The following is a 26852-nucleotide window of genomic DNA, read 5'->3' as shown; positions in this document are numbered from 1 at the left end:
CGACGTTAAAAAAGCGCTTGAAACCTGAATAAAACGCCTCATTTTGGTGGTAATCGAAATTGGAGGTCTCGCATGAGAATCGACAAACTCACCACTAAATTCCAGGAAGCGCTGGCTGACGCGCAGAGTCTCGCGGTCGGCCATGACAATCAATACATCGAACCCGTTCATGTTCTCGCGGCGTTGGTCGCGCAGCAGGACGGCTCTGCGCGCTCGCTGCTTTCACGCGCCGGCGTGCATGTTCAGGCGCTGCAAACTGCGCTCGACGACGCCATCACGCGTTTGCCGCAGGTGCAAGGCACGGACGGCAACGTGCAGATCGGCCGCGAGCTCACGGGTCTGCTGAATCAGGCCGACAAGGAAGCGCAAAAGCTCAACGACACGTTCATCGCAAGTGAAATGTTCCTGCTTGCGATCGCGGACGACAAGGGCGAAGCCGGCCGCCTCGCGCGCCAGCATGGCTTGTCGCGCAAGTCGCTCGAAAGCGCGATTGCCGCCGTGCGTGGCGGCTCGCAAGTGCATAGCCAGGATGCCGAAAGCCAGCGCGAGGCGCTGAAGAAGTACACGGTCGACCTGACCGAGCGCGCGCGTGCCGGCAAGCTCGACCCGGTGATCGGCCGTGACGACGAAATCCGCCGGTCCATTCAGATTCTGCAACGCCGCACGAAGAACAATCCGGTGCTGATCGGCGAGCCGGGCGTGGGTAAGACGGCGATCGTCGAAGGGCTCGCGCAGCGGATCGTCAACGGCGAAGTGCCTGAAACGCTCAAGGGCAAGCGCGTGCTGTCGCTCGACATGGCTGCGTTGCTGGCGGGCGCGAAATATCGCGGCGAATTCGAAGAGCGCCTGAAGGCGGTGCTGAACGACATCGCAAAAGACGAAGGGCAAACCATCGTATTCATCGACGAAATTCACACGATGGTCGGCGCAGGCAAGGCCGAAGGCGCGATGGACGCGGGCAACATGCTGAAGCCGGCGCTCTCGCGCGGCGAACTGCATTGCGTCGGCGCGACCACGCTCGACGAATATCGCAAGTACATCGAAAAGGATGCTGCGCTCGAACGTCGCTTCCAGAAGGTGCTGGTCGACGAGCCGACGGTCGAAGCCACGATCGCGATCCTGCGCGGCTTGCAGGAGAAGTACGAGCTGCACCATGGCGTGGACATCACCGACCCGGCCATTGTCGCGGCGGCGGAACTGTCGCATCGCTACATCACCGATCGTTTCCTGCCGGACAAGGCAATCGACCTGATCGACGAAGCGGCGTCGAAGATCAAAATGGAAATCGACTCGAAGCCCGAAGAGATGGACCGGCTCGACCGTCGTTTGATCCAACTGAAGATCGAACGCGAAGCTGTCAAGAAAGAGAAGGACGAAGCGTCGCAAAAGCGTCTGCAACTGATCGAAGAAGAAATCGAGCGGCTCGACCGCGAATATTCGGACCTCGAAGAAATCTGGACTGCGGAAAAGGCAGCAGTGCAGGGCAGCGCACAACTGAAGGAAGAGATCGACAAGACGCGTGCGGAAATCACGCGCTTGCAGCGCGAAGGCAAGCTGGAAAAGGTCGCGGAATTGCAATACGGCAAGCTGCCGGGCCTCGAGGCGCAGTTGAAGGAAGTCACGCAGGCCGAAGCGAAGGAGCAGAACAATCCGACGCGTCCGCGTCTGTTGCGCACGCAGGTCGGCGCGGAGGAAATCGCGGAAGTCGTGTCGCGCTCTACCGGTATTCCGGTTTCGCGAATGATGCAGGGCGAGCGTGAAAAGCTGCTGCAGATCGAAGACAAGCTGCATGAGCGCGTAATCGGTCAGGACGAGGCGATCAGCGCGGTGGCCGATGCGATCCGCCGCTCGCGCGCGGGTCTGTCGGATCCTAACCGTCCGTACGGTTCGTTCCTGTTCCTCGGACCGACCGGCGTAGGTAAGACCGAGTTGTGCAAGGCGCTGGCGGCGTTCCTGTTCGATTCGGAAGATCACTTGATCCGCATCGACATGAGCGAATTCATGGAGAAGCACAGCGTCGCGCGTTTGATCGGCGCGCCGCCCGGATATGTGGGCTACGAAGAGGGCGGTTATCTGACGGAAGCCGTGCGCCGCAAGCCGTATAGCGTGATTCTGCTCGACGAAATCGAGAAGGCGCATCCGGACGTGTTCAACGTGCTGCTGCAGGTGCTCGACGACGGCCGCATGACCGATGGCCAGGGCCGTACCGTGGACTTCAAGAACACGGTGATCGTGATGACGTCGAACCTCGGTTCGCAGGTCATTCAGGCAATGGTCGGCGAACCGCAGGAAGCCGTGAAGGACGCGGTGTGGGAAGAGGTGAAGCTGCACTTCCGCCCCGAGTTCCTGAACCGTATCGACGACGTCGTGGTGTTCCATGCGCTCGATCGCTCGAACGTGCAGTCCATCGCGCGAATCCAGCTGCAGCGTCTGCACGAGCGGCTCGCCAAGCTCGACATGCAACTCGTGGTGTCGGACGAGGCGTTGGAGCATGTCGGCAAGGTCGGCTACGATCCGCTGTTCGGCGCGCGGCCGTTAAAGCGCGCAATCCAGCAGGAGATCGAGAACCCGGTCGCCAAGCTGATTCTGGCCGGCAAGTTCGGTCCGAAGGACGTGATTCCGGTCGAGTTGGAAGATGGCAACCTGGTGTTCGAGCGAGTCGTGCACTAATCGATGTCGTGTGCTGACGCGTCGTATCAATGCGGCGCGTTGGCCCACGCATTGATCACGCATTGATTTGATTTGACGCCCTACGCCGGGCGACGTGTCACGCACTAGCTTCGCAAATGACAAAGCGGCAACGAAGTCACCTTCGTTGCCGCTTTTTTTGCCTGCTCAATGGGCAGGCAAGGCAGTGCTTGCGTCGCTCAGCGCGCTTATGCAGTGCCTTTACGCAGTGCCCTTGCCGAACAGCGCGGACAGGCCGCCGAGCGCGCCAAGCACGGTGGTCGCGTTCAGCTTGCCTTCGGCCGGCACTTCGCCGTCTGGCGTTGCGGCGTTGACCACGTGGGGCAGGATCTGCGAGAGCAGGCCGGTGACCTGATCCGGTTGCACGCCGGCTTTGGCGGCAAGTCCGGTGACGGCTTCGGATCCGAGCACGCTGTGCAAAGCATCGGCTGCAATCGGCTGGTTCTCGCCGTTGCTGACCCACGACGATACGACGTCGCCGAGGCCCTTCTCCTGGAAGCGCTGGATCAGGCCGTTCAGGCCGCCCGGCTGGCTATTGACGAATTCGAGTGCGGCGGCGATCAGCGCTTGCTGGCCGCCGCCTTCGGGCGTTTTGCCAACCAGGGAACCGAGGGTGTCGAGTAGGCTCATGACGGTCTCTCTTGAATGCCGACGCGTCGATGACGGGTCGGCGGGTGACGCGCCGCGCGGCTGCGCGGCGTCGGGGGAAGGCAGGCGCATTGCCGGCAGCGTGGCATGCTCGTCACACGCGGATCGCGCGGATTGCACCGAAACTTCGCTGCTGGCGCTCTGCCTTGCTGGCTTAGTCAGTCTCTGATCCGATTTTTGCGCGCAGGTTCTTTATGCGCCGCCCGAAGCCGCCGCTGCCGACGCGGCTTTGCTCTTCTTCGCTTTCTTCTTCGACGCCTTTGCGCCAGATGCGTCGGCAGGCGCGCTGGCTGCAGCGGCGGGGGCTGCCGGTGCAGTGGCAGTGGGCGGCGGCGCGGATGCCGCGGCCGCGTCCGAGGCTGCGGCCTTAGCCTTTTTCTTCGACGACTTCGAAGCTTTTGCGCCTGAGGCGTCGGCCGGGGCGGCCGGGGTTGCGGTCGTCGTTGCCGTCGTTGCAGTAGTGGCCGCGGTGTTGGCCGCAGGCGCGGTCTTCGTCGGCGTGGACTTTGCCGCGGGTTTCGCGCCCGTTGGCGGCGTAGACGAGCCGTTGATCGTCAGGCCCGCCGCTTCCAGATTCACGACCGATTTGCTGCCAATGCCTTTGACGCGCGTGGCCAGATCGTCGGCGTCCTTGAACGGCCCGTTCTTCGTGCGTTCTTCGATGATCGCTTTCGCATGCACGGGCCCAATGCCCTTGACCGATTCGAGTGCGGCCTGATCGGCGGAATTCACTTCGACAGCGGACGCGAATCCCGCCGACAGCGACAACATCAAGGCAACGCACAGCATCACGAGCTTTTTCAGCATGGCAAGCACTCCATTGAGGGCAAAAGTTAGCCGGGAACGGACGACGCAATGTGTCAGCAGGCGCTGCGCTTAAGCATAGGACAAACGCGCGCGCTTATTGGCGACCGCCGACGATTTATACCGGCCGATCAACGGCAAGTAAATCGTCGTGAACAATCTTTAAACCTTTTGCCTGGCAAAAAGGCGGTTGTGAGCCGGATTGCTTGCATCGAACCGCGATTGAACCGCGATCGCACCGCATTGCAGGGCCGGCTGAGTTCCGAGGTCGCGTGAGAATGACAGCGCGACGCACTTGACTTAGAGTGCACTCTAAGTCCTAACCTGAGTCCTGTCATGTCGAACACGTCGAACGCACTCACCATCGGGCAGGTCGCCGACACCATCGGCGTCTCAACCCATACGCTGCGCTATTACGAGCAGGCCGGGCTGATTCGCGCGGTTGGCCGCACGCAGGCGGGGCATCGCCTGTATTCGCCGGCCGACCTCGACTGGCTGCGGTTTTTGATGCGCCTCAAAGCCACCGGCATGCCGATCGTCGGCATGCAGGCCTTCGCGGCGCTGCGTGCCGAGGGTCAGCAGACGTTCGGTGCGCGCCGCGACCTTTTGGTAGCGCATCGCGATGCGGTTCTGGCGCGGATTGCCGACTTGCAGGCCAACCTTGGCGCAATCGTCGACAAGATCGCGTATTACGAAGGCGAAGCGGCTGGCCAGACGTCCGCAGCGGAGAGTCAGTCACGACGGATCGACGACACCTCATCGTTCTCACACTCGGAAAAGGAAAAGGAGTCACCATGGACTACGCGCAAAACGAGCGTTACACGCAAGGCTGGAACAAACTGAGGGAAATCGACGGTTCTGCCGGCGAGCAGGTGATCGCCGCGCTTGCGCCGATTGCACCGGACTTCGGGCGACTGTTGATCGAATTCGGTTTCGGCGATATCTACAGCCGTCCGCAACTCGATCTGCGCGCGCGGGAGATTGCCACCATCGCGTCGCTTGCGACGCTCGGCTGTGCGCAACCGCAGCTGAAGGTGCATATCGAGGCGGCGCTGAACGTCGGCTGCACGCGCGAGGAAATCGTCGAGGTGTTCATGCAGATGGCCTTGTATGCCGGGTTCCCGGCGGCATTGAACGCGCTGTTCGCCGCGCGCGAGGTTTTCGAGCGCCACGATCAGGGATTGCATGAGGTGCGGCCGGAGCGGGCAGAGAACCTGACGCATGCGGGGTGAGCATGCGGAACGGGCAGAGAACCTGACGCATGCGGGGTGAGCATGCGGAACGGGCAGAGGAGCGACGCGTGCCGCTAAAGCGCGCGGTTTGCGCAGACAGGAATTGATCGGGTTGATTGCGGGTGGCTGTTGGGAGCAAGTGACGATGCCGCCAACGTCGCCCTCAATCAGCCGCTTCGGATCGCAGCACCGCGCCCGCGCGCACATGCCGTTTGCTGACCACGCGCCAGTAAAGCAGCAAGCCGATGCCCGCGATCGCAAGACTCGCCGTATTCGCGACCCAGAAGCCGCGCGCCCCTGTCAGCCAGGTCGGGATCGCGCCGGTCACATTGAAGCCCAGCAGATAACCGCCGCCGAGACCCACGCCCCACAGCGCGACAGCGTAGATTGCGGTCGGCACGACGGCGACCTTGTACGCGCGCAACACGAACGCGGTGGTGATCTGCAGCGCGTCGAACAGGTGATAGCAGACGACGATCAGCACGAGCGGCAGCGCCGCCGCCACGACTTGCGCGTTCGGCGTATAGCCTTTGATCACGTAGGGTCTCAGCACGAGCAGCACTGCGCCGTAACAGCAGGCGAGGGCGACCGCCATCATGATTCCGTGGCGCGACAACGTGCGCGCGGCTTCCGGGCGGTGCGCGCCGAGCGCCTGAGCCACCAGCGTCGACGAAGCAATGCCGATCGACAGCGGCGTCATATACAACACCGCGCCGATGTTGCCGGCGATCTGGTGCCCGGCGAGCGTCGTCGTGCCGAAGCGCGCAATGAAGAGCGCCATGAAGGTGTACGACGTGACTTCGATCAGATACGACAGTCCCATCGGAATGCCCAGTCGCAGCTGCGCGGCCTGGCGCCGCCAGACGGGCCAGCAGAAGCGCTTGAAGATCGCGAACGGCGTGAAGACGTCGACACGGGTGAGCAGCACCATGCCGACGAGCGCGAGCCCCCAGTTGATCAAGGTGCTGGCAAGCGCACAACCGGGGCCGCCGAGTGCCGGCACGCCGAGGCCGCCGAAAATGAACCACGTATTGAGCGGCACCTTTAGCAACAGCGCGCCGATCTGCAGGATCATTACGAGTCGCGGCTTGCCCACTGCATTGCTGATCGAACCGTAGACGCGAAACACGAGGCCGGCAGGCAGGCCAAATGCGAGTATCCGCAGATACGACACCGTGCGCTCGTGCAGCGCATCGGGCACACGCGCGAGATGCAGCAGATGGCCGGGAAAGAACAGGATCAGAAAGCCGATGACCGTGAGCGCCAGTGCGAGCCACAGCGATTGCCGGACTTCCTCGCCGATCTCCTGGTAGCGGCGTGCGCCGAACAGTTGCGCGGTGATCGGTTGCAGCGCGGTGAGAATACCGGTCAAGCCGATGTAGACGGAGATGTAAATCGACGAGCCGAGGCCTAGCGCCGCTAGATCGACAGCCGAGTAACGGCCGACCATGGCCGTGTCGATCACGCCGAAAGCGATGATAGCCAGTTGACCGATCAGCACCGGCCACGCGAGCCCGGCGATTTTCCGTACGTCGGCAAGCATGGTCAGCCAGGCTTCTTGTGCCAGTTGCGCCGTTTCACGACCGGCGGCTTCGGACGGTCGATACGCACATACAAGCGGAAGCGTTCGTCGCGGTCGGCCACGCGGCGGCCTTCCCACACCAGCTTCCACATGAAGTCGGACATCGCGCTAGGCTCGCCGAAGTCTTGCGTGTCCTGGCGCAGAATGACGTCGCAATCCTGATTGAACGCGAAGTGCATGTCGCCGAAATACGCGAACGTCGCAATTTGCGCATTGCCGAGGCGCACCGGCGATATGCAGGTGTAGTCCTCAGGCAAGTGACTCGCGATCTGTTCGGCGACGTCCTTGTAAGTCCGGCTGTAGTTGACGACCGGCAACCACAAGGTCATCAGCAGCACCCACATGAGCGTCGTGCCGGCGCTCGAGAGCACGACGCTGCGCCACAGCACCTTCGGATGGCGCGCGAGACGCCATTGCACGAGCACGAACCAGCAAATCGTCACCGCGACCGCGCAGACGAACGACAGTATTTTGAACTGCGGCGCAAAGCCCGGCGCGAGACGCGCGAGGTTGCGCGCGAGCGGATGCGGGAATCCGGTCAGCCCGGCCACGTACACGAGCCAGACGAAGCTGCCGAGGATCGTGAAACTGAGCAATGCGAACCAGTCGATTGCGTTGATGGCGCCGCGTTTGAGCGTGGGCAGCGCGAAGGTGGCCAGCACTGCGAGCGCGGGCAGCAGCAACATATAAAGCCGGTTCGACTGATGGCTCTGCAACACGACGAGCACGAGCAGCGGCCCGATCACGGAAAGCGGAATCGCGACGTGCGGCGCGCGGCGCAGACCCGACCAGCTGAACCATGCCCAGAGCGCGAGAGGCCATGCGGGCCACGTGAAGAGCGGCAGATTTTTCAGCGCGTAAGCCGCGACCGAGCCGGGCGGGCCGGCGAACGAACTCAGGCTGACGTGCACCCATTGGTTCAGATACCAGACGGCGTCGACGGGAAAAGCCCAGAGCGCGGCGATCGGCCACGCGACCGAGAGCGCCAGCGCGATCGGCAGACCTGCGAGCAGCAGCCAGCGCGAGCGCGTCTCGCGGACGATCAACGTCATGGCGAGCGTGCCCAGCAGAAGCGCGCCGACCAGCACGGGGCTGCTCGCGAGCGTGACGAAGCCCATCGCCAGGCCCCAGATCGCCGCGCCCTGAATCGGCTTGTCAATCATTCGCACGAGCCCGTAGACGAGCATTGCGATACACACGAACTGCACCAACTGCGGCGTGGTTTCGTGGCCGCGCTCGGCGAGGCCGAAGCAGGCGAGCAGGATCAGCAGGGCGCCGTCGGCGAGTGTGCGACCGTAGTCGCGAGGTTCCGGCTCGCCGCCAAACGCGTACTTGAACGGCTGGACTTCGGCGCGCCGGCCGAGCAGGTAGGCGGCGTACCAGACAAAAGCGCAGCCCGCGCAAAACAGCAAGCCGGTAACGACACGGGACGCATTGCTCGCGTCCACCCACGGCGCGAACACGCGGATCGCACTGGCGCCGAGCCAGTAGCCAAGGGGGCCGTCTTCGGTCAGGTACTTGCCGACCAGATTCGGCAGGAGCCAGTCATGCGCGCTGCCGTTCGCCATGGTCCACATCACGCCGAAGCCGGCTGCGTCCTCGTTCTTCCACGGATCGCGGCCGAACAGGCCGAACGACGCGTAGACGATACAGATGGTCAACAGCAGCCAGCGCGGGAGCGCACTGGTCGCGGAAGCAGTGAGGCGAACGACAGGTCTCATGCGGTTTGGGATATTTAATAAGCGAAAGCCGCCACTGGACGGCCGGTCCGGCTGGCATGGCCTTATTGGAGCATCCGGCATTGTAGTCGGGAGCCAGTGTGCGCGTCACGGCCGGTAATGGGCTGCAACGGCGGGGCTGCAACGGCGTCGAGCGTGCCGTTACACCGAGCCGGCTGTCCACGTGTAAGGCGGCTTGAACGTTGGCCACGTCGGCACCGGCTTTCCAGTTGCGCGCAGGCGACAAAAAAGGGCAGCTCGCGCTGCCCTTCTTTTGCTGCTTCGCTGCCGGACGAAAGTGGCCAAAAGGCCTGATTTTGCCCGGCCAGCCAAAGCGGCGGGTATTACTTCGCTGCTGCCTTGCCGGTAGCGCGCGAACCGAACTTCTTGTTGAACTTCTCGACGCGGCCTGCCGTGTCCATGATCTTTTGCTGACCGGTGTAGAACGGATGCGATTCCGACGACACTTCGATCTTGGCGAGCGGGTAGGTCTGGCCGTTGAATTCGGCGGTTTCACGCGTCTGGATGGTCGAGCGCGTCACAAACTTGAAGTCGTTCGACATGTCGATGAACAGGACTTCGCGGTAATTCGGGTGAATGCCTTCTTTCATGATCTTTCCTTTAATCTGGCGGTAGCCAACCCGCGTGCGGTCGCTTATGCGCGGACTGCATCTAGGCGCGAGCCACTTGCCTGTGGTCGAAAAACGGCGATTATGCCAGAAAATCAGTCGCTTGACGAATTCCGTCAGGTGTTTTGCCCATATTTCGCCTATTGCGGCGACGCGAACGTCAGGCCGACTCGCGCCGGGTCCTGTCGATAATATCGGGCGAGAAGCCGATACAGCTCCGGATACTCCGCTTCGAAAGCTTGGGGCTTGACGAACAGCGCCTCGCTGCACACCGCGAAAAATTCCGATGGATGATCCGCGGCGTAGGGATCGATCAGCGATTCCCGCTCGAAGCGCGTCCAGCGGCGTTGCGGCACGGCGTCGATGCGGGCGCAGAACTGATCGTAGGCGGCGTCGAACACATCCGCCCAGGCTTGCGAGTCGAGTGGCGCGTGCCAGCGGCGCACGAGCGGCGGATGGCCGTCCGCTTCGCCGTTGAGCATGTCGATCTTGTGCGCGAACTCGTGAATCACCACGTTATATGCGTCCGTGCCGTCCGTCATCTGCGCATCTTCCCACGACAGGACGACGGGGCCGCCTTCCCATGCTTCGCCGCTCGCGTCGTGCTCGACCTCGTGAACGACGCCGTCTTCGTCCTCGACCGTCTTGCGGATCACAAATTCGCCCGGATATACGATCACGCCGACCCATCCGCGATAAAGATCGAGGCTCAGGTTCAGCACAGGCAGGCACGCCTGGGCCGCAATGGCGACGGTCATTGCGTCGGTCAACTCGAGCTCATGCGCGGTCGAGAACTCCTTTTGTGCGATGAAAAGGCTGCTCATCTCGCGCAGGCGCGCGCGATCCGGGGCATCCAGCTGCGCGAGGAACGGCAAACCGTCGAGCGTGGCCTGCCACAGGGCATCGCCGATTGCGTAGTCGCGCAGCGCGCGCTCGCGCCGGCGGGCGCCGAGCCATTGAGTGAGTTTCGAAAGCATGGGCCGATGAAACCGTTAGTCGATCTGTTTTTGCCACGCGGCAAAAATACCGCCGCAAATCGCGATGCCGATCAGAAAGTAAAAGCCGTCGAGCGAGGTCAGAAAACTGGCCTGCCGCACCACCGACCGGCTGATCTCCACGAGCGCAAGCGAATGCGCGTCCGACGGCGAACGGCCCGCGGCGGACAACGTGCGCGTGAGCGCGGCAAGCGAGTCCTGAAACAATGGATTGTACGGATTCACGAACTCCGCGAGTCGCGCCTGATGTATCGCCTGCCGATGCTGCTCGACGATGATCACAGACGCGGTGGCGAAGGAGATCGTGAGTTGCCGCACGATGTTCTTCAACCGGTAACCGTGCGTGAATTCCTCTATCGCGAATATCCTGAAGGTCAGATTCGCGACCGGCAGCACGATGAACAGCAACAGCAGGCCGCGCAACAGGAGCGGCCCCACCAGCGCCGCTTCGCCGACGGACGGCGACATGCGGGTCATCCACGCGGCCGTGAGCGCGGCGATGGCGAAGCCCGGCACGATGATCCACTTCTTGCGCGTCAGAAGTTTTGCGAAGCGCAGGTAGATGAAAAGCGCGCTCGCTGAAATCAGCGACGTGACGCCGACGAGTTGCCCGGCGTTCTCGATCGGGTAGCCGAGACCGCTCTCGAGCAAACGGGAAATGAGATAGCTAAACGCCGTCGACAGATAGTAATAGAACATGTACAGCACGAGACCGACCTGGAACACCTTCTCGCGCAACGCGTGCAGGCGCATGAGCGGCGAGGGGTGATGCCATTGGTGATACGCGAACCAGCCGAGCGCGACGATGCCGGCGAGTGTGAGCAGGATCAGGCCGGGCGACGCGCTGAACAACTGGAAGCGCACCTGCTGCATGACGATTTGCAGTGCGCCTTGCGCAAAGGCAAACACGATGTACGGCCAGAAGTGTGCTGAACCGCGCTCCTCGGGCAGACGGTTGCCCGCGTCGGGCAGTGCTAGCACGGCGAGAACCATGAAGAGCATGCCGACGGGGGCGGTACAGGCGAAGAGTGCACGCCAGCCGAAGTACGAAACCAGCTGGCCGCCGATCAACGACGCGAGCGCGCTGCTCAGGACGATCAGGATCAGGAACGCCCGGGTTGCAGCGGGGCGTTGTTTGGGCGTGAAACTCATCTGGATCAGGATGCGGCAGGTGCCCATCATCGGGCCGATGAAGTAGCCCTGAAAGCCGCGTGCGAACGCAAGTTCAACCGACGATTCGCACAGCGCGGCCGCTACGGCGCCCATCGCGTAGAAGAGCATGCAACCGGCGACATATCGGCGGTATCCGAAGCGCTCGACCCACCATTCCTGCTGAAGAATGCCCAGCACTGCAGCCACCGCGTAAGCGCTCGAAGCCCACACGAGTTCGTCCGGCGACGCGTTCACGCCGCCGGCGATATAGCTCGCGAAAAACGAAAAAATCGAGTTGTCGAAATAGTCGAGACCCGTGACGACCGCCAGCACCCAGGGGAATACATCGCCACGCAGTTTCTCCGCACCGGGCCAGCGGGTGCGAGGCCACGCTGTGCTCATGACCGCTTGCCCGCTGTCGAGGCGCGCGGTTTGTTCCCGGGCTTCGCAGCGGGTCTTGCGCCGGCTTCCTTGTGTTTGACGATCTTAGGCGCTTGAGGGTCTTCACGACCTTTGGCAGTCTTCGAAGCTTTCGCGCCTTTCGCCAGCGCATTGCGGCGCTGTTCGAGCAGGGCGTCCGCGTTTTCGCCCGCTAGACGGCGCTTCAGATAATCGAGGTCCGGACTCAATTCGTCGCGCAGCTTCTGCGCTTCCTTGAGCTCACGGCGCATGGCTTGAATGCGTGCGTCGAGTGCGTCCACCTGTCCAGCGATCGCGTCGTGGATCTGCTGCAGCGATTCGGTTGAAAAACGATGTCCGCCCCCGACCGGTTCGAGCGGCCGTTTGAGCATCTCAGTAATGCCGTGCAGCGAGAAACCCAACGAACGCAAACGCAGAATGCGCCCGAACCGCTGTAAGTCGTTGTCGTCGTAAAGACGGTAGCGGCCTTCGCTGCGAGCGGGCGATACAAGCCCGCGCTCTTCGTAGTATTTCAACGTGCGAGGCGTGACGCCGAGGCGCTCGGCCGCGTCACGTACGGTAAGCAGAGTGGGTGAGTCGTTCGACATAAGCATGGCCTGACAGAAAAGCGTCGTCAGATTTTACTTCAACGTGTACGTTCACGTACAGGTTGGAATGTGGGACTGAATTGCTGGAGTCGAAGCCGCGCTATTGCAGATCTGCTGGGCGAAAAAAAACCGCTCGTCGGTGACGAGCGGTTTTCTCATACAGTGTACGTGCGCAGCTTTTCTTAGCTGCCGCCGCCACGGCGCATCATGTCGAAGAACTCGGAGTTGCTCTTCGTCTGGCGAATTTTGTCGAGCAGGAATTCCATGGACTCGACTTCGTCCATGTCGTGAATGAACTTGCGCAACACCCAGATTTTTTGCAGCACTTCAGGCTTGATCAGCAATTCTTCGCGACGCGTGCCGGACTTGTTCAGATTGATCGACGGGTACACGCGCTTTTCTGCAAGACGGCGCTCAAGGTGCACTTCCATGTTGCCGGTGCCCTTGAATTCTTCGTAAATCACATCGTCCATGCGGCTGCCGGTTTCGATCAGCGCCGTGCCGATGATTGTGAGCGAGCCGCCTTCCTCGATATTTCGCGCCGCGCCGAAGAAGCGCTTCGGGCGTTGCAATGCGTTGGCATCGACACCGCCCGTCAGCACCTTGCCCGAAGCCGGCACGACGGTGTTGTATGCACGCGCGAGACGCGTGATCGAGTCGAGCAGAATGACCACGTCGTTCTTCATTTCGACGAGGCGCTTGGCTTTTTCGATCACCATTTCGGCGACCTGCACGTGACGCGCGGCGGGTTCGTCGAACGTGGAGGCGATCACCTCGCCAGCCACCGAACGCTGCATTTCCGTCACTTCTTCGGGACGCTCGTCGATCAGCAGCACGAACAGTACGACGTCGGGATGGTTCTGCTTGATGGCGTGCGCGATGTGCTGAAGCATCACGGTCTTGCCGGACTTGGGCGACGCAACCAGCAAGCCGCGCTGGCCTTTGCCGATCGGCGCGATCATGTCGATGATGCGGCCGGTGACGTTCTCTTCACCGCGCATTTCACGTTCGAGCAGCAGCACCTTGTTCGGGTGCAGCGGCGTCAGGTTTTCGAACATGATCTTGTGCTTCGAGGCTTCCGGCGGCTGGCCGTTGACCTTGTCGACCTTCACCAGCGCGAAATAGCGCTCGCCGTCTTTCGGCGTACGCACTTCACCTTCGATCGTGTCGCCCGTATGCAGGTTGAAGCGGCGAATTTGCGACGGGCTGATGTAAATGTCATCCGTGCTGGCGAGATAGGACGTTTCCGGCGACCGCAGGAAGCCGAAGCCGTCCGGCAGCACTTCAAGCGTGCCGTCGCCGAAGATCGTGTCGCCCGTTTTGGCTCGTTTTTTTAGAATGGCGAACATCAATTCCTGCTTGCGCAGGCGGTTCGCACTTTCGATCTCGAGGCCATTGGCCATCTCGATCAATTCGGACACGTGCAGAGTCTTAAGCTCGGATAAATGCATACGGAGAACCCGCAGGAGAAGGTGCGACGAAATGGAATCTGGGAGGAGAAGTGAGCGGAACCGCTCAAGGACCTACACGTCTTTTCGACGTTTTGCGGATTCTAGCATAGCACACGCCAGTTTCCGCCAGTGGGGCGCTACGGCATCTTTCTTGTAGGAAACGTTGCCGCCCCACAACAGGGCAGACGAGGCGCGCGCGGGTCCGGTAGACCTCGCGGCGCGCCTGCGCGACCGTTTTACAGGTTGCCGTCGAGGAACGCGGTGAGTTGCGACTTCGACAATGCGCCGACTTTCTGTGCGGCGACAGCGCCGTTCTTGAACAGGATCAGCGTGGGGATGCCGCGCACGCCGAACTTGACCGGCGTCGACTGATGTTCGTCGACGTTGATCTTCGCGATTTGCAGGCGATCGGCGTAATCCTTGGCGACTTCGTCGAGGATCGGCGCGATCATCTTGCACGGACCGCACCATTCAGCCCAGAAGTCGAGCAGCACGGGTTTATCGGATTTCACGACGTCCTGTTCGAACGATGCGTCACTAATATGCTTGATTTGTTCGCTCATTGTATGAATACCTCTATCGGTTCGAGGCCCGCCTGAATTGCTCGCCACGATACGTCAAAACCTAGGGAAACTTCCGTTCGCTTAGCCGCACTCCGAACCTCACCACCTGCGCGCGAAAAGTCGGAGACCAGTCTGCGTGGGCGGAAGGCTCGCGCATGCGGGTCATCCGTACGGCAGTTTAGCTTAATTCGCTATGCGTTGCCGGGGGCGATAGTACTCATCAGGGGCAGTGGGGCCGAGAGCTGCCGATGAAGTGCCACCGTGTTTCATCAACTACGACGTAGCCTATGTGGAGGTCCGGCGATCAAACTCAAGTACGCGGCACAAACGCGGCACAAGCCGTGTGGCGAGACGGGAACGGCGGCGATTCGGTGCGCGCTTTGCGCTTCGATCGTCGCTTTGATCGTATTAACAGTCGCGCGAAGAGCCAGGCAGTGATAGAATGTTTCGTGACGGGCCTCCTCGCATGGAGGGATGGTCAACCTGGTCAGGTCGGGAACGAAGCAGCCACAGCCGTTTTCCACCAGTGCCGAGGGTCAGGCTCGTCACCTTCCTCTTTCTGTTCGTTCTGTTTTTCTCCCCTTGCGCTCGCTTTGATCGCGTCTGTTTCAGATGCCGGTTGCCTATGTGCTGTTGTTCGCACTGCACGGCTGCCCATTCGCTCCGCGCCTTCAGCCATAAGGCTGTGCATGTCGCCCGGACGATGTGCAACGGCGCTTCGCGATGCCGCCAATATATTTTTCTATCGCTCCATTAGTCGCTTTCAATCGCGCGGTTCAATCTTGCGGCCGCGCGCGTTGGCGCCGGGTCGCGAATCGGTTTTGCACGGCATTGTTACTGATACAATTTCCCGATGACCTATCAAGTTCTCGCACGCAAATGGCGGCCGAAAGATTTCGCGTCGCTCGTCGGACAGGAGCACGTGGTGCGCGCGCTCACGCACGCGCTCGACGGCGGCCGTCTGCATCACGCGTATCTTTTTACCGGCACGCGTGGCGTCGGCAAGACGACGCTGTCGCGCATCTTCGCCAAAGCGCTGAACTGCGAAACGGGCGTGACCTCCACGCCGTGCGGAGTCTGCCGGGCCTGCCGTGAAATCGACGAAGGGCGCTTTGTCGATTATGTCGAGATGGACGCGGCAAGTAATCGCGGCGTCGACGAAATGGCGGCTTTGCTGGAGCGCGCGGTGTACGCGCCGGTCGATGCACGTTTCAAGGTCTACATGATCGACGAAGTGCACATGCTCACGAACCACGCCTTCAACGCAATGTTGAAGACGCTGGAAGAGCCGCCGCCGCACGTCAAGTTCATTCTCGCCACGACCGATCCGCAGAAAATTCCGGTCACGGTGCTGTCGCGTTGTCTGCAATTCAATCTGAAGCAGATGCCCGCCGGCCACATCGTCTCGCACCTCGAACACATTCTGGGCGAAGAAAAAGTGCCGTACGAGGCCCAGGCGTTGCGCCTGCTCGCGCGTGCCGCCGACGGTTCGATGCGCGACGCGCTCTCGCTGACCGACCAGGCTATCGCGTATTCGGCTAACCAGGTGAATGAAGAGGCTGTGCGAGGCATGCTCGGCGCGCTCGATCAGAGCTACCTGATCCGGCTGCTCGATGCGCTCGCCGAAGGCGACGGCGCGGCTGTGCTGTCGGTTGCTGACGAAATGGCGCTGCGCAGTCTGTCGTTCTCGACCGCGTTGCAGGATCTCGCGAGCCTGTTGCATCGCATCGCGTGGGCGCAGTTCGCACCGTCGTCGGTACTGGACGAGTGGCCGGAGGCGGGCGACCTGCGCCGCTTTGCCGAGACCCTCAGCGCCGAACAGGTGCAGCTGTTCTATCAGATTGCGACGATCGGCCGGAGCGAACTCGGTCTCGCGCCCGACGAATACGCCGGTTTCACGATGACCCTGCTGCGCATGCTTGCGTTCGAACCTGCTCCAACGGGCGGCGGCGGAGCTGCTGGACCTGGCCGGCAGTCTGGTCAGACAGGCGCGAGCGGAGGAAAGCGGGCGGCGACGCCCGCGGTAGCGGCGGCGGGTTCGTCGGCGGGAGATGCTGCGCCGCCCGTACGGCTGGCGGCGGGCCCGCGCGGCGCGGTTTCTCCTGCTGAGCCGGCTCGTGAGCCGGGACGCGTTGCCGGTGCTGCCGGAGGTGCGCCTGCAAGCGCCGGTCAGAGGCAGGACTTCGCGCGGAGCACACAAGCTGTGTCAACTTCCAGCGACGTCGCTCAACACACGGCTCAAGAGTCAGCCCCGATCCCGAACGAAGCGAATGCTACCCCGACGCCTGCCCGCGTCGATGTGCCCACGCCGGTCGCGGGAACGTCCGCCGCTTCGGAAAGTACGACAGCGCGTGCGCTGGCTCCGTGGGACGATGAGCCCGCTTCGTCTGCCGCGAACCTGGCGACGGGCCCGGGTGCTGTCGACACAGCGTCCGGATCCGCTTCAGTGCCCCCCGAACCTGCACCGACGCCCGCAGCAGCGAGTACGCCTGCTGCGCTCGCATCGGAATCCACGTCGGCGGAAACAGCATCTTCGGAGAGCACGCCGCCCGCCACGCTCAGCGCACCGGCTGCCGCCGCCTTCGCGCGCGCGAGCGAAGCCGCGTCCTCGGCGGATTCGAATGAAGCGGCCCAAGCCGCACCTGCGACGTTGCCCGACGCACCGCCGCGCCGTGCGGGCGGCGCGAGCGCCGCACTCGACGTTCTGCGCAGCGCTGGCCTGAAGGTGTCGTCCGACCGTGGCCGCGCGAATGCCGCGTCGACCCCGAAGCCTGCGGCGTCGGCCAACGCGAGTGCGGCCGCGACGAAGCCAACCGCGCCGCTCGTGGTGGTTCCCGTGCCAACGCCCGGCGCGCCGCGTGGCGCGGCACAGCCGGAGTCCGCCTCGGGCGCGCGCGCGTTAGCAGCTGCGGCGCCGGCACAACCGGCGGCGCGCAAAGAGTCGCAGCCGAACGGCTCGGCGGTTCCTCCGTGGGACGACATGCCGCCTGACGACTATGTGCCGCTGTCGGCATCGGATGACGGCTACTATGGGCCACCCGACGACAACTACATGCCCGTGTTCGACAGCGGCCCTGACGACGTCCGCGTGAGCGCGCCGGCGTCCGCGCCGACGCCGGTCGTCGATAAGCGTCCGCTGCCTCCCGCTGTGCCGCTCGATCCGCTCGGGTTCAAAGGCGACTGGCCTGCGCTCGCCGTCGACCTCCCGCTCAAGGGCATCTCGTATCAGCTCGCATTCAACAGCGAACTGATGGCGCTCGAAGGCAATACCCTGAAACTGAACGTGCCCGTGCCGCAGTACGCGGAGGCTTCGCAGGTTGCGAAACTGAAAAGCGCGCTCGTCGAAAAGCTGGGCCAGCATGTCGACGTGCAGGTCGAGGTCGGCCCGGCGCGCCGCACGGCAGCCGCTCACGACGCCGCCATGCGGGCCCAACGTCAGCAGGAAGCGGAGCGCGAAATCGGCGCCGATCCGTTCGTGCAGTCGCTGATCCGCGAGTTCGGCGCGAGCATCGTGCCGGGCTCGATCCGCCCGATTAGTTCGAGTACTTCGATTAGTCCGGACGCCGGCCCGAACGGCGCGTCCTCGGTTCACTGATTCGCTGTGCGATCACGCCGGAAACACACTGGGGCGCGCGCGATTTTAGAATTTCACGCTATCAAGAAGGAGCATTTCCATGATGAAAGGTCAACTCGCCGGGCTGATGAAGCAAGCCCAGCAGATGCAGGAAAACATGAAGAAGATGCAGGAGCAGCTCGCTCAGATCGAAGTCGAGGGGCAGTCGGGCGCCGGTCTCGTGAAGATCACGATGACCTGCAAGAACGACGTGCGCCGCGTGTCGATCGATCCGAGCCTGCTCGCCGACGACAAGGACATGCTGGAAGACCTCGTCGCCGCTGCGTTTAACGACGCCGTGCGCAAGGCCGAAGCCACCGCTCAGGAAAAAATGGGCGGCATGACCTCGGGCCTGCCGCTGCCGCCGGGCTTCAAGCTGCCGTTCTAAAAGCGACGCTGCAAGTTGGAGCGGGCTCGAACGGTGAGCTAACGCCGCGTGTGAGCGACGGGCGTCGCGTTTGACGGCTGCGCGCTGCAATCACCGGCTTCGCATCCAAGAGCCGGTCGTTGCGCGCCGCGCAGGCGCGCCCTCTGGATGCCGCCTGGACTTGGCGCCGGACATGAGACTCAAACCCGCTCCTGCGATCCATCCGCAGGCGGGCAAAGCCTGACAGCATCTGAAGAACCGCAACACGCCGAACCGCATTACAAACCCATCTGCCCTGGCAACCCCACCTCGACGCCGATTCGCATGAAACAACCTTCCGCCTTGTCGGCGCTCGTCGAAGCGCTGCGCGCGCTGCCCGGAGTCGGGCCAAAGTCCGCGCAACGCATGGCGTATCACCTGATGCAGCACGATCGCGACGGCGCGGAAAAGCTGGGCCGCGCCTTGCTGTTCGCGACCGAGCATCTGCAGCACTGCGAGAAGTGCAACACCTTCACCGAAGCGCAGATCTGCGAAGTGTGCCTGGACCCGGAGCGCGATCCAACGCTGCTGTGCGTCGTCGAAACGCCTGCCGACCAGATCATGCTCGAACAGACCATGACGTACCGCGGTCTGTACTTCGTGCTGATGGGCCGTCTGAGCCCGCTCGACGGTATCGGCCCGAAGGAGATACATTTCGACCGACTGGTCAGGCGAGCGTCTGACGGCGTCGTGAAAGAAGTCGTGCTGGCAACCAATTTCACTAACGAAGGCGAGGCGACCGCGCATTACCTCGGGCAGACGCTCAAGGCGCGCGGGCTGTCCGTCACGCGCCTTGCGCGCGGCGTGCCGGTAGGCGGCGAACTCGAATACGTCGACGCCGGCACAATAGCCCGCGCGATGCTCGATCGCCGCACGATGTAGCGACACCGCGCTGCAATCGCGCGAGCGGCGTCGCCGCCACAAAAACAGAACAGAAAGAAGGAGACTATGAGCGCAACTCCCGAATCAGGCGCCAACGAGGCGAAAGAGGCGCCGCAAAGCCAACCCGGACCGCTTGCCGGCGTGAAGGTGCTGGAACTCGGCACGCTGATCGCGGGGCCGTTTGCCGCCCGCTTTCTCGGCGAGTTCGGCGCGGACGTGATCAAGATCGAAGACCCCAAGGGCGGCGATCCGCTGCGCAAATGGCGCAAGCTCTATCCGGAAGTCGGCGGTACGTCGTTATGGTGGGCCGTGCAGGCGCGCAACAAGAAATCCGTCACGATCAATCTGAAGGCCGAGGAGGGCAAGGAGATCGTGCGGCGTCTCGCACGCGAAGCGGATATCGTCGTCGAAAATTTTCGGCCTGGCCTGCTCGAGAAACTTGGGCTCGGTTATGACGTGCTGTCGGCGGAGAACCCCGGGCTCGTGATGGTGCGCCTGTCCGGCTACGGCCAGAGCGGACCGTATCGTGACCGGCCCGGCTTCGGCGCGATCGCGGAGTCGATGGGCGGCTTGCGGCACATCACCGGCTATCCGGATTTGCCGCCGCCGCGCATCGGCATCTCGATCGGCGATTCGATCGCGGCGCTGCACGGTGTGATCGGCGCGCTGATGGCGCTGCATCACAAGCAGGTGAACGGCGGCAAGGGGCAGGTCGTCGACGTCGCGCTGTACGAGGCCGTGTTCAACATGATGGAAAGCGTCGTGCCCGAATACGGCGTCTACGGCATGGTGCGCGAGCGCACCGGCGCGTCGCTGCCTGGCATCGTGCCGTCCAACACCTATCCTTGCCGCGACGGCAGCATCGTGATCGGCGGCAATAGTGATCCGATCTTCAGGCGCCTGATGATCGCGATCGAACGCGAAGACCTCGCGAACGATCCCGCTCTCGCGCATAACGACGGCCGCGTGCCGCGCACGCAGGAAATCGACGCTGCGATTGCTGCGTGGCTCGCCACACGCACCATCGACGAAGCGCTCGCGGTGCTCAACGCAGCAGACGTGCCGGTGGGCCGCATCTATAGCGTGGCTGACATGTTCACCGATCCGCAGTACATGGCGCGCCAGATGATCCAGCGCTTCAAGTGGCAGGACGGCCGCGAGATCACGCTGCCGGCGGTCACGCCGAAGCTCTCGGAGACGCCTGGCGAGACGCGCTGGCTCGGCCCCGAACTGGGTGAACATACCGATGAAGTCCTGCAATCGCTAGGTTATGATGCAGACCACATCGCAAGGTTGCACGCGCAACAAATCGTGTGAACCACGCGTGTGAACCACGCGTGTGAGCCACGCGTGTGAACCACGCGTGTGAGCCACGCGTGTGAGCCACGCCCGCTGCAGCCGAATAAATAAAATCGCAAGACCAGATTTTGCAAGAGCCTTGGAGACAACGAACATGCATCGCAGAAGCTTCCTCGCCGGTACCGCCGCGCTTGCTGGCGCCTCGCTGACGGCCACGCCGCTCGCTTTCGCACAGAGCAAACTGGAAACCACGAAAGTGGCCATTGCTGTCGGCGGAAAAAACCTCTTCTACTATTTGCCGCTCACGATCGCCGAGCGCCGCAATTACTTCAAGGACGAAGGACTCGACGTCGAGATTTCCGATTTCGCCGGCGGCTCGCAAGCGTTGAAGGCGGCGGTGGGCGGCAGCGCGGATGTCGTCTCCGGCGCGTTCGAACACACGTTGCTGCTGCAGGCGCAGAAGCAGTCGTTTCGCGAGTTCGTGTTGCAGGGGCGCGCGCCGCAGATCGTGCTCGCGGTGTCGAAGAAGACCATGCCGAACTACAAATCGATCGCCGATCTGAAGGGCAAGAAAATCGGCGTGACGGCGCCGGGATCGTCGACTTCGATCATGGCGAGCTTCGTGCTGGCCAAGGGCGGGTTGACCGCGAAAGACGTTGCGTTCATCGGCGTCGGCGCGGGCGCCGGCGCAATCGCGGCACTGCAGTCCGGGCAGATCGACGCGCTCGCCAATCTCGACCCCGTCATGACGAAACTCGAACGTACCGGCGAAATTCGCGTCGTCTCGGATACGCGCACGCTCGCCGACACGCGCAGCGTGTTCGGTGGCGACATGCCGGCAGGGTGCCTGTACGCATCGCAAAGTTTCATCACGAAGAATCCGAACACCACACAGGCGCTGACCAACGCGATGGTGCGCGCGCTCAAGTGGCTGCAGACCGCGACCGGCACGGAACTCATCAACACGGTGCCCGAAGGGTATCTGCTCGGAGATCGCGCGGTCTATCTGGACGCATGGCAGCACGTGAAGGAAGCGATGTCGCCCGATGGCCTGATGCCCGCAGATGGCCCTGCGACGGCGCTCAAAACCTTGCAGGCGTTCGATCCGGCGGTGCAGGGCAAGCCGATCGACGTATCGAAGACGTGGACGAACGACTTCGTCAAGAAAGCGCTGACCACGGTGAAGGCCTAAGGTCGTTCTCCTCGCACTAAGTCACGTCACGTCACGTCACGCCTCGCTCGGCGCGTGACGTCCCATTCCGAACCGATCCACGAACAGAGTCGAACGATGACCGTTGCAGCCCTGGCGCTCGAAAACATCACTTGCACGTTCGCTGCGCGCGACAACCGCGCGCAACGCTACACGGCGGTCAAGGACACCACGTTGAGAATCGCGCCGGGCGAGTTCGTCTCCGTGGTGGGCCCGACCGGCTGCGGTAAATCCACGTTGCTGAACGTCGGCGCTGGTTTGCTTGGGCCGTCGTCGGGCTCGGTCAGCGTATTCGGCGAGCCGTTGAAGGGCATCAACCGGCGCGCGGGTTACATGTTCCAGGCCGATGCATTGATGCCTTGGCGCTCGGCTATCGACAACGTGCTCGCGGGCCTCGCATTTCACGGCGTGCCGCAGGCCGAGGCGCGCGAGAAGGCGGACGAATGGCTCAAGCGCGTGGGCCTCGGCGGCTTCGGCGACCGTTATCCGCACCAGTTGTCGGGCGGCATGCGCAAGCGCGTCGCGATGGCGCAGACGCTGATTCTCGATCCGGACATCATCCTGATGGACGAACCGTTTTCGGCGCTCGACATCCAGACGCGTCAGCTGATGGAAAACGAGTTGCTCGAGCTGTGGGCGGCCAAACGCAAGGCAGTGCTCTTCATCACGCACGATCTCGACGAGGCGATCGCGATGTCCGACCGCGTGGTCGTTCTGTCGGCGGGGCCGGGTACGCATCCCATCGGCGAATTCACGATCGACTTGCCGCGTCCGCGCGACGTCGCGGAAATCCGCTCGCATCCGCGCTTCGTCGAATTGCATGCGCAAATCTGGAGCGTGCTGCGCGACGAGGTGCTCAAGGGCTATCAGCAACAACTGAGCGCCGTCTAATGACCGTTGGCGCGCGTCACGTTTTACGTCTATCAATCGTCTAAGGCAAACCGAGTCATGTGGAAGACGTTGCGCCCTAACCGGGCGAATCTGGTGATCTGGCAATGGCTGCTGCTCGTGCTGTGCTTCGTGCTCTGGTACGTGCTGACGAGCCCGACGCTCTTGCCGGCGTTTTATTTCGACGACCCGAACAAGGCAGCGTTCTTCTTCGGCGAACCGCAAAAAGTGCTGCTGCGAATCTGGGAGTGGTTCACGACCGGCGAGATTTATCTGCACCTGTGGATCACGCTGCTCGAGACCGTGCTCGCGTTTGCGTTCGGCACGGCGCTCGGTCTTGGTGTCGGTTTGTGGCTTGCGCTGTCGCCGCTCGCGAGCGCGCTATTCGATCCGTATATCAAGGCCGCGAACTCGATGCCGCGCGTGATTCTCGCGCCGATCTTCGGTGTGTGGTTCGGGCTCGGCATCTGGTCGAAGGTCGCGTTGGGCGTCACGTTGGTGTTCTTTATCGTGTTCTTCAACGTGTATCAAGGCGTGAAGGAAGTGAGCCCGGTCGTGCTCGCCAACGCGCGCATGCTAGGTGCGAACGGCAAGCAGCTGCTGCGTTTCGTCTATTTGCCGAGCGCGATGAGCTGGGTGTTTTCGAGCTTGCATACGTCGGTGGGCCTGGCCTTCGTCGGCTCGGTGGTGGGCGAGTATCTCGGCTCGGCGCGCGGCGTCGGCTACCTGATTCTGCAAGCCGAAGGCACCTTCGACATCAACACGGTGTTTGCCGGCATCCTGGTGTTGACCGCGTTCGCGCTGGTGCTCGACGCGATCGTCGGCGTCGGGGAAAGGCATCTGATGAAGTGGCAGCCGAAAACCGGCGATACCGAAAAGCTCTAGGGATCGCAACCGCCGCAGAAAAGAAAAACAGCGTGTGAGCTGAAGAGCCACACGCTGTTTTATTTTGCCGAACGCCCAGTGGTCTGCTGCAGGGCCGCAGCCCTACCGTAGCCACAGGGCGCCGACAGTCATGGCGTAATCACCACCTTGCCGATCACCCGGCGCTCGGCCATGTCGCGCAGCGCGCGCCCTGCTTCTTCGAGCGGGTAGCGCGCCGACACGTAAGGTTTGAGCTTGCCTTCGCCTATCCAGCCGACCATCTGTTCGAACGCGGCATGATTGCGCTCGGGCTCGCGCTTCGCGAAATCTCCCCAGAACACGCCGACCACGCTTGCGCCTTTGAGCAACGTCAGATTGAGCGGCAGCTTTGGAATTTCGCCGTTCGCAAAACCCACCACCAGATAGCGCCCGCGCCAACCGATGCTGCGAAACGCCGGCTCCGTATACACGCCGCCGACCGGGTCGTAGATCACGTCTGGACCGCGCCCGTCGGTGAGTGCCTTGATGCGCTCGCGCAAGTCTTCGGTGCTGTAGTTGATCGTCGCGTCTGCCCCATGCTTTTTGCATATGCCCAGCTTTTTGTCGCTTGAAGCGGCCGCGATCACGCGAGCGCCGAGCGCCTTGCCGATTTCGACAGCCGCGAGGCCGACACCGCCTGCCGCGCCTAGCACGAGCATCGTCTCGCCAGCTTGCAACGCGGCGCGATCCACAACCGCATGGTGCGACGTGCCATACGCCAGCGTGAACGCCGCAGCGAGTTCGAAGTCGACGCCGTCCGCAAGCGGAACGCATGCCGACGCGCTCGCTACGGCCTGCTCCGCGAAGCCGCCCGAACCGGTGAACGCGACCACGCGTGAGCCCGGCGTGAACTGCGTGACGCCCGCGCCGACCGCGCGCACGATTCCCGCGACCTCGGAGCCGGGTGTGAAGGGCAACGGCGGTTTGAACTGATACTTGTTCTCGATGATCAGCACATCGGGAAAGTTGACGGAGGCGGCCTTCACGTCGATCACGACCTGCCCGGCCTCGGGCAAAAGCTCCGGCAGGTTCTCTACGGTGAGGCTTTCGGGCGGCCCATATTGATTGCAGCGAATCGCGCGCATCGTGTCTCCATTCGGTCGGGGTTCACAGTCGCTTCGAGTGTAAAGCATCCGTACGACCGTACGTTTATCCCCGTTGGCGGAGCGCGCAGGTCGCGTTGCTGCAAGCCTCGTTCGCCTTGTGGCGAGCCCGGCGCCTGCGCTTTGCGTGGTGCGCGCAACACCCCGGTCGTGTCGTTCGCGCGCCTTCTTTCCTCGGTTACAATCGCCGCATGCGAATTCTACTCAGCAACGACGACGGTTATCTGGCGCCCGGCCTTGCCGCGCTTTACGAAGCGCTCAAGCCGCTCGCGGACGTGACCGTGATGGCACCCGAACAGAACTGCAGCGGCGCGTCCAATTCTCTGACGTTGTCGCGGCCGCTTTCGGTGCTGCGCTCGGCCAATGGTTTCTACTACGTGAACGGCACGCCTACCGACTCCGTGCACATCGCGCTGACGGGCATGTTCGACCACACGCCCGATCTCGTCGTGTCGGGTATCAACAACGGTCAGAACATGGGCGAAGACACGCTCTATTCGGGCACCGTCGCGGCCGCTACGGAAGGCATCATGTTCGGTGTGCCGGCCATCGCCTTCTCGCTGGTCGACAAGGACTGGGTGCATCTCGAAGACGCGGTGCGCGTCGCCGCAGAGATCGTCGCGCACTATCTTGCACATCCGCTGCCGGGGCATCCGCTTCTGAACGTCAATATTCCGAACCTGCCGTACGAGCAATTGCGCAGCTGGCATATCACGCGTCTTGGCAAGCGGCACCCGTCCCAGCCGGTGATCCGCCAGACTAATCCGCGCGGCGAGCCGATCTACTGGATCGGACCGTCGGGCAGCGCCCGCGATGCTAGCGAAGGGACCGATTTCCACGCAGTCGCCAACGGTCATGTGTCGATCACGCCGCTGCAACTGGATCTGACCCACACGCAGATGTTGCCGGCGGCGCGCGACTGGGCGCGCGCGGGTAGCGGCGCTTCATGACGAGCGAGCGCGCGAAGCGCTTCCCGCTCGGTCTCGAGGATCTGGTGCGCGAGCCGCGCCGGCCGGAAGGCCGTCCGGGCGAGGTGCGCGCCGCAGCACTTGCCGCGAGCGCGGCGCTCAATGCGCGGCAACAGCCCGCCAGGAATCTGCAGCCCGGTGTAGCGGGCAAACCGCAGTCGAAGCAAGGTCGAGTGCAGGCGCCGGTCCCGGCAAAGTCGCCGGCCGGTGCGCAGGCGAGGCCACAGGTCATGACGCCGCCAAAGCCGCTCGCCGCGCCCGCGCCTGCAGCGAAAACGCCGGCGAAGCCTGTCGTGCAAAGTGCGACCGTGCGGCCGTCGTCATCGGGCAGAACCGCTGCGCCGGCACCGGCGCCCACGCGAGCGCCAGCCAAACCGGCTGCGCAACTGGCGTCGTCGGCAAAATCCGCAAGCCGGCCGGCAGAGCGCAGCGCAGCGCCGAACGTCGCTTTGAACGGGGCCATGGCGTTGACCTCGGAACGGGTTCGCGAACGCATGGTCGAACGCCTGCGTGCAAACGGCGTTACCGATCAGCGCGTGTTGAATGCGATGTCGGTCGTGCCGCGCCACATGTTCGTCGACCCGGGTCTCGCGGTTCAGGCCTACGAAGATGCCGCGCTGCCGATCGGGCATCACCAGACTATCTCGAAGCCGTCGGTGGTCGCGCGAATGATCGAACTCGCGGCGGCGGGCCGCACGCTGACCAACGTGCTCGAAATCGGCACGGGTTGCGGTTATCAGGCGGCGGTGCTGAGCCAGGTCGCGCGCGAGGTGTATTCGATCGAACGGATCAAGCCGTTGTCCGAGCGCGCGAAGACAAACTTGCGTCCGCTGCGAATTCCGAACATCCGGCTGCACTATGGCGACGGGCGTTTGGGTCTGCCATCGGCGGCGCCGTTCGACGCCATTCTGATCGCCGCCGCGGGCCTCGACGTACCGCAAGCATTACTTGAACAACTCTCGATCGGCGGCCGTCTGATCGCGCCGGTCGGCTCGCAGGAAGGTCAGAGCCAGGTACTGACGCTCGTCGAGCGTCTCGGACCGGCGCAGTGGCGCGAGTCGCGGCTTGATCGCGTTTTCTTTGTACCCTTAAAATCCGGAGTGATTTGACA

23 protein-coding genes and 1 other RNA gene are annotated in these 26852 nt (G+C 62.9%); 13 read left to right on the top strand and 11 right to left on the bottom strand.

All coding sequences use genetic code 11. The annotated features are described in order from the left end of the window. The first annotated feature begins 72 nt into the window (after positions 1-72). Positions 73-2670 carry an ATP-dependent chaperone ClpB gene (gene clpB, locus ACTJLB_RS21350; RefSeq protein WP_020065836.1) on the top strand — a complete coding sequence of 866 codons (2598 nt, stop codon included), beginning with the start codon at positions 73-75 and terminating at the stop codon, positions 2668-2670. A gap of 219 nt (positions 2671-2889) precedes the next feature. On the opposite strand, the gene ACTJLB_RS21345 is transcribed toward clpB, so the two are convergent. Both ACTJLB_RS21345 and ACTJLB_RS21340 read right to left on the bottom strand, forming a co-directional pair. Further along, positions 2890-3408, bottom strand: a complete 519-nt coding sequence (locus tag ACTJLB_RS21345; RefSeq protein WP_440784382.1) for a YidB family protein — start codon at positions 3406-3408, stop codon at positions 2890-2892. Between the two features lie 120 nt (positions 3409-3528). Beyond that, positions 3529-4143: a ComEA family DNA-binding protein gene (locus ACTJLB_RS21340; protein ID WP_440784381.1), complete on the bottom strand. Its 615-nt coding sequence runs from the start codon at positions 4141-4143 to the stop codon at positions 3529-3531. A 333-nt stretch (positions 4144-4476) separates the two neighbouring features. Between ACTJLB_RS21340 and ACTJLB_RS21335 the strand changes: the two genes are divergently transcribed. Then, positions 4477-4983 (top strand): MerR family transcriptional regulator, encoded by a 507-nt coding sequence (locus ACTJLB_RS21335; RefSeq protein WP_440784379.1) that lies wholly within the window; start codon positions 4477-4479, stop codon positions 4981-4983. Then, entirely contained in the window at positions 4935-5372 is a 438-nt protein-coding gene (locus ACTJLB_RS21330; RefSeq protein WP_020065840.1) for a carboxymuconolactone decarboxylase family protein, read from the top strand. Before ACTJLB_RS21335 ends, ACTJLB_RS21330 begins: the two co-directional genes overlap by 49 nt. A gap of 163 nt (positions 5373-5535) precedes the next feature. Here the strand turns inward: ACTJLB_RS21330 and ACTJLB_RS21325 are convergent, their stop codons facing one another. The 8 genes from ACTJLB_RS21325 to trxA all read right to left on the bottom strand — a co-directional run bounded on the left by ACTJLB_RS21325 (position 5536) and on the right by trxA (position 14469). Beyond that, complete coding sequence (locus tag ACTJLB_RS21325) at positions 5536-6915, bottom strand: MATE family efflux transporter (protein WP_088174571.1); 1380 nt, start codon at positions 6913-6915, stop codon at positions 5536-5538. A gap of 2 nt (positions 6916-6917) precedes the next feature. Continuing rightward, positions 6918-8675 carry an ArnT family glycosyltransferase gene (locus tag ACTJLB_RS21320; protein WP_440784378.1) on the bottom strand — a complete coding sequence of 586 codons (1758 nt, stop codon included), beginning with the start codon at positions 8673-8675 and terminating at the stop codon, positions 6918-6920. A 341-nt stretch (positions 8676-9016) separates the two neighbouring features. After that, positions 9017-9283 (bottom strand): type B 50S ribosomal protein L31, encoded by a 267-nt coding sequence (locus tag ACTJLB_RS21315; RefSeq protein ID WP_020065843.1) that lies wholly within the window; start codon positions 9281-9283, stop codon positions 9017-9019. A 158-nt stretch (positions 9284-9441) separates the two neighbouring features. Continuing rightward, on the bottom strand, positions 9442-10278 hold the full coding sequence (locus ACTJLB_RS21310; protein WP_440784376.1) for a zinc-dependent peptidase: 837 nt from the start codon (positions 10276-10278) through the stop codon (positions 9442-9444). A gap of 15 nt (positions 10279-10293) precedes the next feature. Further along, positions 10294-11850, bottom strand: a complete 1557-nt coding sequence (locus ACTJLB_RS21305) for an MFS transporter (protein ID WP_440784375.1) — start codon at positions 11848-11850, stop codon at positions 10294-10296. Beyond that, positions 11847-12455, bottom strand: coding sequence for a MerR family transcriptional regulator (locus ACTJLB_RS21300; protein ID WP_440784373.1), 609 nt, complete (start codon positions 12453-12455; stop codon positions 11847-11849). Before ACTJLB_RS21300 ends, ACTJLB_RS21305 begins: the two co-directional genes overlap by 4 nt. Positions 12456-12637: 182 nt before the next feature. Further along, positions 12638-13906, bottom strand: coding sequence for a transcription termination factor Rho (gene rho, locus ACTJLB_RS21295; RefSeq protein ID WP_006048863.1), 1269 nt, complete (start codon positions 13904-13906; stop codon positions 12638-12640). 236 nt (positions 13907-14142) lie between these two features. Further along, positions 14143-14469, bottom strand: a complete 327-nt coding sequence (gene trxA / locus ACTJLB_RS21290) for a thioredoxin TrxA (RefSeq protein WP_006048864.1) — start codon at positions 14467-14469, stop codon at positions 14143-14145. Positions 14470-14920: 451 nt separating this feature from the next. On the opposite strand from trxA, the gene ffs reads away from it, so the two are divergent. From ffs to ACTJLB_RS21250, 8 genes are all read left to right on the top strand, one after another. Beyond that, positions 14921-15019: signal recognition particle sRNA small type (gene ffs, locus ACTJLB_RS21285), an RNA gene on the top strand. A 303-nt stretch (positions 15020-15322) separates the two neighbouring features. Further along, a complete protein-coding gene (locus tag ACTJLB_RS21280) occupies positions 15323-18064 on the top strand; it encodes a DNA polymerase III subunit gamma/tau (RefSeq protein ID WP_440784369.1) in 2742 nt (913 codons plus the stop codon). 79 nt (positions 18065-18143) lie between these two features. Then, positions 18144-18470, top strand: a complete 327-nt coding sequence (locus ACTJLB_RS21275) for a YbaB/EbfC family nucleoid-associated protein (protein WP_013588467.1) — start codon at positions 18144-18146, stop codon at positions 18468-18470. Between the two features lie 303 nt (positions 18471-18773). Continuing rightward, positions 18774-19370, top strand: a complete 597-nt coding sequence (gene recR / locus ACTJLB_RS21270; RefSeq protein ID WP_440784367.1) for a recombination mediator RecR — start codon at positions 18774-18776, stop codon at positions 19368-19370. Positions 19371-19436: 66 nt separating this feature from the next. Then, the gene (locus tag ACTJLB_RS21265) at positions 19437-20687 is read left to right on the top strand and encodes a CaiB/BaiF CoA transferase family protein (protein WP_020065849.1); all 1251 of its coding nucleotides are present in this window, start codon (positions 19437-19439) and stop codon (positions 20685-20687) included. Between the two features lie 136 nt (positions 20688-20823). After that, positions 20824-21861 carry an ABC transporter substrate-binding protein gene (locus ACTJLB_RS21260; RefSeq protein WP_087750906.1) on the top strand — a complete coding sequence of 346 codons (1038 nt, stop codon included), beginning with the start codon at positions 20824-20826 and terminating at the stop codon, positions 21859-21861. A gap of 96 nt (positions 21862-21957) precedes the next feature. Next, complete coding sequence (locus ACTJLB_RS21255; RefSeq protein WP_020065851.1) at positions 21958-22770, top strand: ABC transporter ATP-binding protein; 813 nt, start codon at positions 21958-21960, stop codon at positions 22768-22770. 57 nt (positions 22771-22827) lie between these two features. Next, positions 22828-23652, top strand: coding sequence for an ABC transporter permease (locus ACTJLB_RS21250; protein ID WP_020065852.1), 825 nt, complete (start codon positions 22828-22830; stop codon positions 23650-23652). 128 nt (positions 23653-23780) lie between these two features. Here the strand turns inward: ACTJLB_RS21250 and ACTJLB_RS21245 are convergent, their stop codons facing one another. After that, complete coding sequence (locus ACTJLB_RS21245; RefSeq protein ID WP_440784365.1) at positions 23781-24755, bottom strand: NADPH:quinone oxidoreductase family protein; 975 nt, start codon at positions 24753-24755, stop codon at positions 23781-23783. A gap of 209 nt (positions 24756-24964) precedes the next feature. Between ACTJLB_RS21245 and surE the strand changes: the two genes are divergently transcribed. Then, positions 24965-25723 carry a 5'/3'-nucleotidase SurE gene (gene surE, locus ACTJLB_RS21240; protein WP_020065854.1) on the top strand — a complete coding sequence of 253 codons (759 nt, stop codon included), beginning with the start codon at positions 24965-24967 and terminating at the stop codon, positions 25721-25723. Continuing rightward, entirely contained in the window at positions 25720-26850 is a 1131-nt protein-coding gene (locus ACTJLB_RS21235; RefSeq protein ID WP_440784364.1) for a protein-L-isoaspartate(D-aspartate) O-methyltransferase, read from the top strand. Before surE ends, ACTJLB_RS21235 begins: the two co-directional genes overlap by 4 nt. The last annotated feature ends 2 nt before the right edge of the window (positions 26851-26852 follow it).

Origin of the sequence: Paraburkholderia sp. 22098 (genome assembly GCF_052045935.1) — a bacterium.
GTDB classification, from domain to species: Bacteria; Pseudomonadota; Gammaproteobacteria; order Burkholderiales; family Burkholderiaceae; genus Paraburkholderia; species Paraburkholderia caledonica.
This window is presented reverse-complemented; position numbering and strand designations above follow the sequence as displayed.